Annotated in this window: 9 protein-coding genes; 6 read left to right on the top strand and 3 right to left on the bottom strand. The window is 62.8% G+C overall.

Going from position 1 to position 10,388, the window contains the following annotated elements:
- Positions 1–28: 28 nt before the first annotated feature.
- The gene (locus ACMLHG_RS14485; protein WP_417170951.1) at positions 29–2,272 is read right to left on the bottom strand and encodes a hypothetical protein; all 2,244 of its coding nucleotides are present in this window, start codon (positions 2,270–2,272) and stop codon (positions 29–31) included.
- Between the two features lie 251 nt (positions 2,273–2,523).
- Between ACMLHG_RS14485 and ACMLHG_RS14490 the strand changes: the two genes are divergently transcribed.
- Positions 2,524–3,156: a chromate transporter gene (locus ACMLHG_RS14490; protein WP_417170952.1), complete on the top strand. Its 633-nt coding sequence runs from the start codon at positions 2,524–2,526 to the stop codon at positions 3,154–3,156.
- Complete coding sequence (locus tag ACMLHG_RS14495) at positions 3,153–3,761, top strand: chromate transporter (RefSeq protein WP_294433740.1); 609 nt, start codon at positions 3,153–3,155, stop codon at positions 3,759–3,761. Before ACMLHG_RS14490 ends, ACMLHG_RS14495 begins: the two co-directional genes overlap by 4 nt.
- Before the next feature lie 8 nt (positions 3,762–3,769).
- Here ACMLHG_RS14495 and gltX read toward each other — a convergent pair whose 3' ends face one another.
- Positions 3,770–5,224, bottom strand: a complete 1,455-nt coding sequence (gene gltX / locus ACMLHG_RS14500; protein ID WP_417170953.1) for a glutamate--tRNA ligase — start codon at positions 5,222–5,224, stop codon at positions 3,770–3,772.
- Between the two features lie 222 nt (positions 5,225–5,446).
- Between gltX and ACMLHG_RS14505 the strand changes: the two genes are divergently transcribed.
- Entirely contained in the window at positions 5,447–6,772 is a 1,326-nt protein-coding gene (locus ACMLHG_RS14505; RefSeq protein WP_417170954.1) for an MATE family efflux transporter, read from the top strand.
- A gap of 13 nt (positions 6,773–6,785) precedes the next feature.
- Here the strand turns inward: ACMLHG_RS14505 and ACMLHG_RS14510 are convergent, their stop codons facing one another.
- Positions 6,786–7,646, bottom strand: coding sequence for a metallophosphoesterase (locus tag ACMLHG_RS14510; protein WP_417170955.1), 861 nt, complete (start codon positions 7,644–7,646; stop codon positions 6,786–6,788).
- 125 nt (positions 7,647–7,771) lie between these two features.
- On the opposite strand from ACMLHG_RS14510, the gene ACMLHG_RS14515 reads away from it, so the two are divergent.
- Genes ACMLHG_RS14515 through ACMLHG_RS14525 form a run of 3 tightly spaced genes read left to right on the top strand, consistent with a single transcriptional unit; the run spans position 7,772 to position 10,301 of the window.
- Positions 7,772–8,707, top strand: a complete 936-nt coding sequence (locus ACMLHG_RS14515) for a helix-turn-helix domain-containing protein (RefSeq protein WP_295807636.1) — start codon at positions 7,772–7,774, stop codon at positions 8,705–8,707.
- Complete coding sequence (locus ACMLHG_RS14520) at positions 8,704–8,853, top strand: hypothetical protein (protein WP_295807639.1); 150 nt, start codon at positions 8,704–8,706, stop codon at positions 8,851–8,853. The genes ACMLHG_RS14515 and ACMLHG_RS14520 overlap by 4 nt, the downstream gene beginning before the upstream one ends.
- On the top strand, positions 8,853–10,301 hold the full coding sequence (locus ACMLHG_RS14525; protein WP_417170956.1) for a GNAT family N-acetyltransferase: 1,449 nt from the start codon (positions 8,853–8,855) through the stop codon (positions 10,299–10,301). Before ACMLHG_RS14520 ends, ACMLHG_RS14525 begins: the two co-directional genes overlap by 1 nt.
- Positions 10,302–10,388: the final 87 nt, after the last annotated feature.

A 10,388-nucleotide genomic window follows, 5' to 3' on the forward strand; every position in this document is an offset into this window, starting at 1 on the left:
GGGGGGGGAGGGCGGCACCCGGCCGAATTCAGCGGGCCGGGAGGGTGCGGATTTCCGCCGGTGCGAGAGTGCCGGAAGCAAACTCCTCCCCGTCGCGGCAGATCCGGAACTTCTTCGGTTCGGCGGCGCTGTTCCAGAGCCGGAACACCCGGCTGTTCTGGCAGAGCGCAATCACTTCGGGCGGTTCGACGCTCCAGACGGTGCGCAGAAGCTCCGCCCCGTCGGAAGCGGCGGTGATCTCCAGATGTTCGGCTCCCCAGAGCCGTTCGCGGGCGGTGACGGGCAGTTCCGTCGCGGGGCGGCCGTCGCAGATCCAGAACTCCTGCTCCACTTCGCCGAGATCGGCGTACCCTTCATCGCCGTGGAGGCGGTGGGGGAGATGCTCCGCATAGCAGACCGGCCGCAGCAGCGTGAGCCGCAACTCCCCGCTGCCGAAGGAGTCGTAGCTGTGCAGGGCCTCCGCGAGGATGCCGGAGGTTTTCCCGTCGCTCCCCGCGGCGGCGACGAAGTCGATGAACGGCTGTTCACACGCATCCGGCGTGCGGGAGAGCAGGGCGGCGGCCTGACCGGAGAGAAGTTCGCCGCCGTCGATCCCGGTCCGCCAGCAGAATTTGACCGTGTCGTCCTTTTCGTGCCACTCGGCGCGCCAGCGGGCGAAGAGTTCCGGAATGCCCGCAAAGGCGAAGAGGTCCAGTTGGAATTCCGATTGCTTCCAGCGGTAGCGGCCGCGCAGACAGCTGGCCGCCGGACCGTTGTCGATCTCCTCGAAACAGATCCACTCCGCCTCGCCGATGGTTTCCCCGAGGCGGGCAAGACCGTGCCCCCAGGTGTCGCCGACATCGGCGAGGATCGGGAAGGCGATGCGGGCAAAGGCCGCTTTCTGACGCTCGAAGCCGAGCGCGGCAGGGGAATTTGCCTCATGGGAATAGGCGAAAATCCGCAACCCGGAGGGCGGGAGATCCACCACCGCCGTGGCCCGCCCCCAGGCGTTGTTCGGGCCGTAGGGGGTGGCGGCCCGGAGGAATTGAAGCGGAACGACCGCGCCGTCGCCGTCGCGCAATGCGTTGAAGTGTTCCCCGTTGCAGTTCGGGTCGGCGAAGGTGTCGAACTGGAAGAGCGCCCGCACCGGTACCGGGAGCGGGTTCCAGAGCAGAACGCCGCCTTCGGTCAGAAAGTCGCTCTTTGCCCGGGCGGCGTAGCGGCCGAGCCGTTTTTCCAGAATGGAGGAGGCGATCCACCGGGCGTATCCGGTGAGGTCGCGCACTTCGCCTTCGAACGCCTTCTTTACGGCGGTGCCGGGGTAGACGTCGTGGAAATAGTTGAAGAGAAACTGATTCCAGGCGTCGTCGAGCCGCTTTTTGTCGGCTTCGGCATCGGGTCCGGGGGATTCCAGGACCAGTTTTTCCGCCTTGAAGAGAGCGCGCTCCGCGGAGGCAAGCTGCTGTTTGACCGCCGAAACCGCGGAATAACAGCCCGGGGAGTGATGGGTGAGCTCGCCTTCGCAGACCGGCAGATCCATCGTCTCGATCACGTCGAAATAGTGTTCCAGCGTGGAGAATTCGATGGCGCGGGTTTCTGCGGCTTCGAGCAGCCAGTTCAACTGTTTTTCGTAGATGCCGCCGCCGTGGTCGCCGACGCCGAAGAAGAAGGTCTGGTGCTCGTCGCCCTCGGCGAAGAGCCGATCGATCCAGTCGAAGAGCTCCTGTTTCTCCTTCCAGCCGGGCAGGGTGCAGTAGGCCTGCCGGATGCGCAGCGTGACCACCTCGCTGCCGTCGTCGCCGCGCCAGCGGAAGAGGTAGGGCATGCTCTTCTCCTCCGCCATCGGGCGCATGAAGACGTAGCGGTCGAAGCCGGTTGCATTCAGAATCTTCGGCAGCCCGGCGTTCTGGCCGAAGGAGTCGACGCTGTAGCCGATGCGGACCTCTTTGCCGAACCTCTCGCGGAAGTAGCGTTTCCCGAACTCCGCCTGCCGGAACAGAACTTCGCCCGGCGTGATGATGGTGTCGGACTGCTCGACCCAGCCGCCGACCAGCTCCCAGCGCCCCGCGTCAACCAGTTCCCGGATTCCGGCGAAGAGCGCCGGGTCGCACGCTTCGATCCACTCGTAGCAGCTGCTCGACGAACGGCAGAACTTGAGGAACGGGTATTTCTTCAGCATCCGCACGACCGAGCGGCAGGTGTTCAGCCAGGTGGAACGGCCTTCGCGGAGCCGCCAGAGCCAGATGGGGTCCATGTGGGAGTTGGCGATGACGTACAGTTTTTTTGCGCTCATGATGACAGGTTCCGGATTCCTTCGTGTCAGGTGACGGTCATGATGTTGATTTTCTGTAGAATATAGCGCCGCTGTACCTCGGTGTCAAGGCGGGGAAGGGGGGCGGTTTTCCCGGAGAACAGTCGCCGCGCGGTTGACAAACCGGGGAAGTGGTGGTAATTTTTATCAATGAATGATCTGCATTGACCCCGCGGTGGATTCCGGCAGCGTTCCGGAGCCGCCCGGAATTTTTTTTTGATGGATACGGAACGATGGAAACAACGATTCAGACGCCGGAGCCGCCTCTTCCCGCCGCCTCCCGGGGGAAGCTCTGCTGGGTGCTTTTCTGGGAGTTCTTCAAAATCGCGCTCTTCGTGGTGGGCGGCGGATTCGCCATCCTGCTGGTGGCGGAGGAGGTGTTCGTGCGCAAGTACCACTGGCTCCGCGACGGCGAACTCTCCGACATGCTCGCCTTGATTCAGGTGGTGCCGGGGCTGACGGCGGGGAACGTCGCGATCTACGCCGGATTCCGGGTGGCCGGGTTTGCCGGGGCGTTCGCCGCGCTCACCGGGGTGGCGACCCCCTCGTTTCTGGTAATCAGCTTCGTGGCGATGGGGTTTGACCTCATTCCGATCGGGCACCCGCTGCTGGCCGGGGCGTTCGCCGGGGTGCGGACCGCGATGACCGCGCTCACGTTTGTGGCGATGCTCCGCATCTGGCGCGGGTCGGTGGGCAGTCCGGTGCAGAAGGCGCTCTTCTTCGCCTGTCTTCTGCTGATTCTGGTCGGGCACATCAATCCGGGCTGGCTGATCGGCGGCGGACTCCTCTTTGGCGTGATCTACTGCATACTGATCTGCCGGAAGATGCCGCCGGGCAGCGAGCTCGGGGAGGGCACGGCAAAATGATTCTGCTGAAACTTTTTCTGCTCTTCTGCGGCTTCGGTCTGCTCTGCCTCAACGGCGGCGGCAGTCTGCTGCAGTTCTACATCGACGAACTGGTCACCGCCCGGCAGTGGCTGACGCTGGAGGAGCTCGGCAACTTCATGGCGGTGTCGCAGATCACTCCCGGGCCGATCGGCGTCAACCTCGCCACCTTTCTCGGGTTCCGGCAGGCGGGCTGGGCGGGGGGACTCGCCGCCACCATCGGCTTGCTCACCCCCTCGATGATCCTGATGTCGCTGGCGACCCGCTTCTATCAGAAGGGGGAGAAGAGTTCTCTCGTGCGCAGTCTGATGTTCGGCGTGAAGCCGGTGACGGTGGCGCTGGTCGCCTCCGCGCTGGTCGCCTGCCTCGGCATGTCGATCTTCTCTGAACAGATTCCGATCGACTACTTCGTCCGGAAACTGGCGGGCAGCCCGGAGGCCTACACCGGGGAGTTCTCCGTCTGCTGGGAGATGTTCCCGGTGCTGATCTACTCCGGACTGGTTCTCTACTACCGCAAGATGAGCATCATGGGGGTGATCTTCACCTCCGCCGCGGCGGGGATGCTCCTCCATCTGCTCTTTTCCTGAACTTCAGCTCAGAGTTTGTCGAGCGCGAGGCGGATACGCCGGAGCGACTCCTCCCGGCCCAGAATCTCCATGATCTCTGCCGGGCCGCCGGGGGTGACCAGACAGCCGGAGACCGCGATCCGGATGCCCCACATCGGGAGCCCGAGCTTCATGCCGTGCTCCGTGGCGTACCCGGTGAAGAGGGCGCTGAGCGCTTCGGCGCTCCACTCCTGCTGCGCCTCGCAGGCGGGGAGCAGGTCGTTGAGGATCGTTTTCGCGATTTCCGGATTGGATTTGCTCTTCTTGTTGCAGAAGAAATCGACGGTGTATTCGGGCAGTTCCCGGAGGAAGGCGATCTTCTCCGGAATCTCATCGAGCTTCTCGACCCGCTGCTGGAGGAGCGGCGCGATCTTGTTCCATTTCTCCGCGAGGGGAGTTCCTTCGAGGCCGCTGAAGGCGAAGCTGCGGCGGGCGAACTCCTCCGGCGTCATCGCCTTGATGTACTCGCCGTTCATCCACTTGAGCTTATCGTAGTCGAAGACCGCGGGGGATTTGTTGAGCCCGTGGATGTTGAAGATCTCGATCAATTCCGGCATCGGGAAGATTTCGCGGTCGTTCTTCGGCGACCAGCCGAGCAGGGCGATGTAGTTGACGATCGCTTCGGGGAGGTACCCCTCGGCGACGAGATTTTCGAAACTCACTGAACCGTGGCGCTTGGAGAGCTTGGCGATGGTGCCGTCCTCGCTCCGCCCCATGATGAGCGGCAGGTGGACATACTGCGGAATCTCCCAGCCGAAGGCGGTGTAGAGCAGATTGTACTTGGGGGTGGAAGGGAGGTATTCCGAACCGCGCACCACGTGGGTGATCTGCATCAGGTGGTCGTCGACGACGTTGGCGAAGTTGTAGGTGGGCATGCCGTCGCGCTTGATGAGAATCTGGTCGTCGAGCACCTTGTTTTCGATGGTGATGCGGCCGAAGACGAGGTCGTCGAAGGTGCTGACTCCCTCCTTGTCGATCTTCTGGCGGATGACGTAGGGCTTGCCGTCGGCGAGATGCTCCTTCACCACCGCTTCGGAGAGGTTGCGGCAGCGGCCGTCGTAACCGGTGGAGACGCTCTCTTCATCGCCGTCGTGCTCTTCGGTTTTGTCGCAGAAGCAGTAGTAGGCCGCGCCGCGCCGGACGAGCTCCTCGGCGTAGGCGAGGTAGATCGACTTGCGCTCGCTCTGGACGTAAGGGCCGAAGTCGCCGCCGACATCCGGACCCTCGTCGTGGGGGAGCCCCGCCTGCTCGAGAGTGCGGTAGATCACCTCGACCGCGTTTTCGACGTAGCGGGTGCGGTCGGTGTCCTCGATCCGCAGGACGAACTTGCCGCCCTGCGACTTTGCCAGCAGAAAGGCGTAGAGGGCGGTGCGGAGGTTGCCCACGTGCATGAAGCCGGTCGGGCTTGGGGCGAAACGGGTTCTGACGGTCTGTGTGTTGCTCATGGCAGTAAAATCCATATCGTTGTGGAGTTGTTGATTGAAGACAAATACCCAATGTACAGTCGGAATGTGCCGATTGCAAATTTCAGCCGGCGGAATCCGCGGGAAAACGGCAAAATTTTATCGAGTGCTCCTTGAAAGAAGAGGAGGACGGCGTTATTTTATGCGGACTGCTTTCCCGAAGACATTTTTTTCAGAACACCCGGATTTCTCATGACCCAGGATATGACTGTCGGCAGCCCGCTGCGGCTGATCGTGATGTTCACCATTCCGCTGCTGATCGGCAACATCTTTCAGCAGCTCTACAACATTGCGGACACGGTGATCGTCGGCCGCACCATCGGCGTGCAGGCGCTGGCGGCGGTGGGCGCGACCGGACCGCTCTGCTTTCTGGTGCTCGGCTTCTTCTTCGGCTTCACCGGCGGGGTGACGGTGATCACCGCCCAGCGGTTCGGGGCGAAGGATCACCGGGGGGTGCGCCGTTCGATCGCCACGGCGACCATCCTCTGCACCGCGGTGTCGCTGATTGCGACCGTGGTGAGCGTGATCTTCACCCGGCCGTTGCTGCGGATGATGAATACGCCGGAGGATATCTTCGACGGGGCGAGCGGGTATCTTTCGGCCATTTTCATCGGCATCGGGGCGACGGTGTTCTACAACCTGATTTCCGGCATCATCCGCGCGCTCGGCGACAGCCGGACGCCGCTCTACTTTCTCATCATCGCCTCGGTGCTGAACATCGTGCTGGATTTCATCTTCATTCTCTGGTTCGACATGGGGGTGGCGGGCGCGGCGTGGGCGACGGTGGTGTCGCAGTTCGCGGCCGGGTTCTGGTGTTACCGCTACGCTCTCCGCCATTTCCGGGAGCTTCACCTGCGGCGGAGCGACTGGAGGTTTGACTGGATGTTCGCCTGGGAGCATCTGCGGATCGCACTGCCGATGGCGTTTCAGTTCTCGATTACCGCGATCGGAGTGATCGTCATGCAGGCGGTGCTGAACCGGTTCGGATCGACCACGATCGCCGCCTTCACCGCGGCGTCCAAGGTGGATCAAATCGCAGTTCAGCCGGGATTTTCGATCGGCATTGCGGTGGCGACCTTCGCGGCGCAGAACTACGGAGCGAAGCTCTACACCCGGGTGCGTCATGGCGTGAACGCCTGCATGAAGCTTTCGACGGTGTTCGCGGTGCTGATCGGCATTGCGGTGATCATGTTGTGTCCGCAGTTCACGGCGCTCTTTCTCGGCGAAGGGCAGAGCGAGATCGTTCACCTGGTCCGTATCTACATGATTACCAACGGCGGATTCTATGTTTTGCTCGGATTTCTCTTCATCTACCGCAACGCCCTGCAGGGGATGGGGTACGCCTTTGTGCCGATGATGGCGGGGGTGAGCGAACTCTTCGTCCGTTCGTTCGGCGCGCCGCTGCTGGGGGCGTGGTTCGGGTATGCCGGGGTGTGTCTCTCCAACCCCGCCGCATGGATCGGGGCGCTGATTCCGCTTTCGTGGAGCTATCTCCGGCTGATCCGGCGGCTCACCGGCCGTTACTTCTGATCGACCAGACCGGTCAGGAGATTTCGAACACCTCGCCGCAGCCGTAATAGCCGCCGCCGACGACGAACTGCCGCAGACCGGGGGCGATTTCTTCGGCATAGTTCTGATGGAAATGGACGTGTCCGGCGAGCACCGCCTTGAGCAGCGGTTCCCGTTTCAGGCGCGCGATGAAATCGAGAGTGGTTTCGTCCGGCGGGCAGGTGTCGAATTTCCGGTGCCGTTCCGGTGCGTCCGGCGGACAGCCGATCAGAGCGAGCGACCCTTTTCCTTCGTTGTCGAACCGGTAGTCGGCGAGTGCCGGTGTGTAGATCGGGTTGTGGATCAGCAGAATCATCGGCATTCCCCGTTCGACCTCCCGTTCAAACCGTTCCCGCTGGTCGGTGGTGAAACGGTAATTGCCGTTGTCGATGGCGATCAGATTGAGGCCGTGGATCTGCCGCGAGTCGAAGTAGAGGTTGTTGCGGAAATAGCGCGGCACCAGGTGCCGTCCCGCTTCGGCCTCCTCCGGCGTCTCCGGATGCTGGCCCGAGTAGTGAGTGTATTCGTGGTTGCCTGCGCACATGAAATAGTCGATTCCGGCCAGGTCGAAGAGCTTCTGCGCCACTTCGAGATTCTGGAGAGAGACGAAGTCGATGAGGTCGCCGCAGTGAAGCATGAGGTCGCAGTGATCGCGGGTGTAGAGCAGCGCGTCGAGAAAATAGGGCACATTTCTGCCGATGTTGGTGTAGACATATTCTCCGTAACGGCGGATGGCGATGTTGTATTTGGCGGCATTGTCGCGGCCGTCGGCGAAGAGCAGATGGGTGTCGGCGATATGGAGACAGCGCAGGGGTTTCTCCATGCCGATATGAAGCGGAATGACAGAATATTCCATCGTTTTGACCTCCCGGGGGTGAAATGGTTTTTCTGCCATATTTTACCATGAAGCAGGTTGCATCGTCCTGTGAAACGTGGTATTTTTGATACAGAAAAAGAAAAAGAGATGCGGAATAACGAAAGATGAGGCAGCTTGCCGATATTGAACTTTTTCTGCGACAGCCCGCCTGTTTTCAGGCGCGCAGCCGGGATGGTTCGATCTGCCGGGCCGGAGAACATGGCATCGGGGAGGCGGTGCGGTATACGGGGAAGGCGGCACTGCCGCCGGAACTGGCCTGTTTTTCCGCTTATCACACGTTTCTGGAAGGATACAGTTTTCAGCGTCGGCGTCGACAGAATTTTCTTTCGCTGGAATACGTGGTGTCGGGGGAGATTCTGCTGCGCTGCGGCGGCCGCGCCTATGCCGCCGAGGCGGGGGATCTCTTTCTCCTGCGTCCGGGGGCGGAGAACGACTGGCTCCATCCGGAGGGATCGTCCTGCGAGAAGTACGGCATCTTAATGCGGGGAACGTGGCTGAACCTTCTGCTGGAACGTTTCCGGCTCGACGGTGTGGATTTCGTCCCCGGGGCGGAATCCGGCGCGGTGCAGTCGTTGTTTGCCCGGGTTTGCCGCGATCTGCGGGAGGAGGCGGCGGAACTGCTGGGCGGAGACGCGTTTGCCGTGTTGCAGATGGTGCGCCGTTTTCTGGATGCGGCGCCGCCGCTTCCGGAACTGGACCGGGCGATTCTGGACTATTTCGACCGCCACTTTGCAGAGCCGTTTCATCCGGGGGAAGTGGCGGCCCGCTTTCACATGAGCGAACCGACCTTCCGTCGCCGGGTGGTCGCGCTGACCGGGCGGACGCCGTTTCAGCAGGCGGTTCGATTGCGCATGCTGCGGGCGGAGAGTCTGCTGGCGGCGGGAACTTTGCGGATCAAGGAGGTGGCGGCCGAGTGCGGATACAATTCCGCCTATCATTTTACCAATGAGTTCCGCCGGATTTACGGAGTTTCCCCCTCGCAATACCGGATGGATCACACAGGCTTGAACCACAGTGGAGAGAAGACGGAGGAGGTATGAAACACGATTCTGTCCGGAGCGGCGCTGCCGGTTTCGGGGTGAGCCGTGCGACGCCGGCCGGGAAGGCGGGGCTGGATCTGGTTGACGGCGAAGCGCAGGTTTGCGCCGGGGCGAAAGTGCGGCCGGTTAAAACGGAGGCGCGCTGATGGGCGACTGCCGGGAGAAAACGCCGGGACGGGTGATTCTCGCCACGGAACGGCTGATTTTGCGGGAGATGACGGAGGAGGACCTGCCGGCGCTTCGTTCGATGTTGCAGGATATCGAGGTGATGTACGCGTGGGAGCACGCTTTTTCGGAAGAGGAGGTGCGGCAGTGGCTGGCGCGGATGCTGTTCCGCTACCGGGAGTACGGCTGCGGTTACTGGCTGGCGGTCGAACGGAACTCGGGCGAAGCGGTCGGTCAGATCGGACTGATTCCGGAGGAGATCGAAGGCCGCTCCCATCTCGGCGTCGGCTGGATGCTGCGCCGGGAGTTTCAGCATCGCGGCTACGCGACGGAGGGCGCGCGGGGATGCCTCGACTTCGCATTCCGGGTGCGGAAGGCGGGGCGGGTCATCGCCGACATCCGGCCGGAGAACGCCAGTTCGCTCCGGGTTGCCGCCCGGCTGGGCATGCTCCGCGCGGGGCGGTATGAAAAGCCGGTCGGCGACCGGATCATGGTACACGATCTCTTTTCTGTGCGGGATCCCCGGGCGGAAGCGCCGGATCGGCCGCCGCCATCCCCGGAACAGCGGGCGGAGCTGGAGCAGTTGCTTGCCCCGGTGGTCGCGCGGTTCGGCGGGCATCTGAAGGTCGGCTGCGGCGGTGGCTCTGTGGTGCGGGCGGATTGTTTCCCCGCGGGAACCGCTTCCCGGACGGAATTGAAAAATTCTCTGGCCGAACTGGGATTTTTCCCCTGCGGCGGTACGGCACGGGAGGAGCGGTTCGCGGAGACGCTCCGGCTCCCGTTCCGGCACGATCTGGTGCTCCATGCCGCGGACGAGGCGGCAACCTGTGCGGCCGTCGCCTCGTGCCACCGTCAGGTACGGGAGGGGTATGACCGGATTGCGACGTGGATCGCCGGGGCGACGCCCGGCTCTTACGGGCGGGAGGCGCTCGAAGCGTGGATCGCCCGGCTTCCGGCCGGCATCTCCATTCTGGAACTCGGCTGCGGCTGGGGGCGGCAGACGCAACTTCTGCTCGAACGCGGCTTCCGGGTGACCGGCGTGGATTTCTCCGGGGAACTGCTGAAGCTGGCGCGGCGGAACGCTCCCGGTGCGACTTTTGTGCAGTGCGATGCGGCGGAGTTCCGTTCTGCGGAACGGTTCGGCGCGGTGCTGGCGTGGGATTCGCTCTTTCATCTCGCGATCGGGGAACATGGGGCGATGCTGCGCCGGATCGCTTCGTGGCTGGAGCCGGGCGGCCGTCTGCTGCTCACCGGCGGGGTGCGGCCGGGAATCGCCTCCGGCCGGATGCAGAATGTGGAATTTCCCTATTCCTCGCCCGGGCGGGCGGGATGGGAGAAACTTCTGCCGGAAGCCGGACTGCGGATTGTATCGCTCACCGACGATCAGCCGGACCATCTGGTGATCGTTGCGGAACGGCCCGGTGTGTGAGAAAGACAAAAAAAATGGTGCGCTCACGGGGACTCGAACCCAGGACCCAGTGATTAAGAGTCACTTGCTCTACCAACTGAGCTATGA

It is taken from the genome of Victivallis sp. (assembly GCF_048170485.1).
Classification (GTDB): Bacteria; Verrucomicrobiota; Lentisphaeria; order Victivallales; family Victivallaceae; genus Victivallis.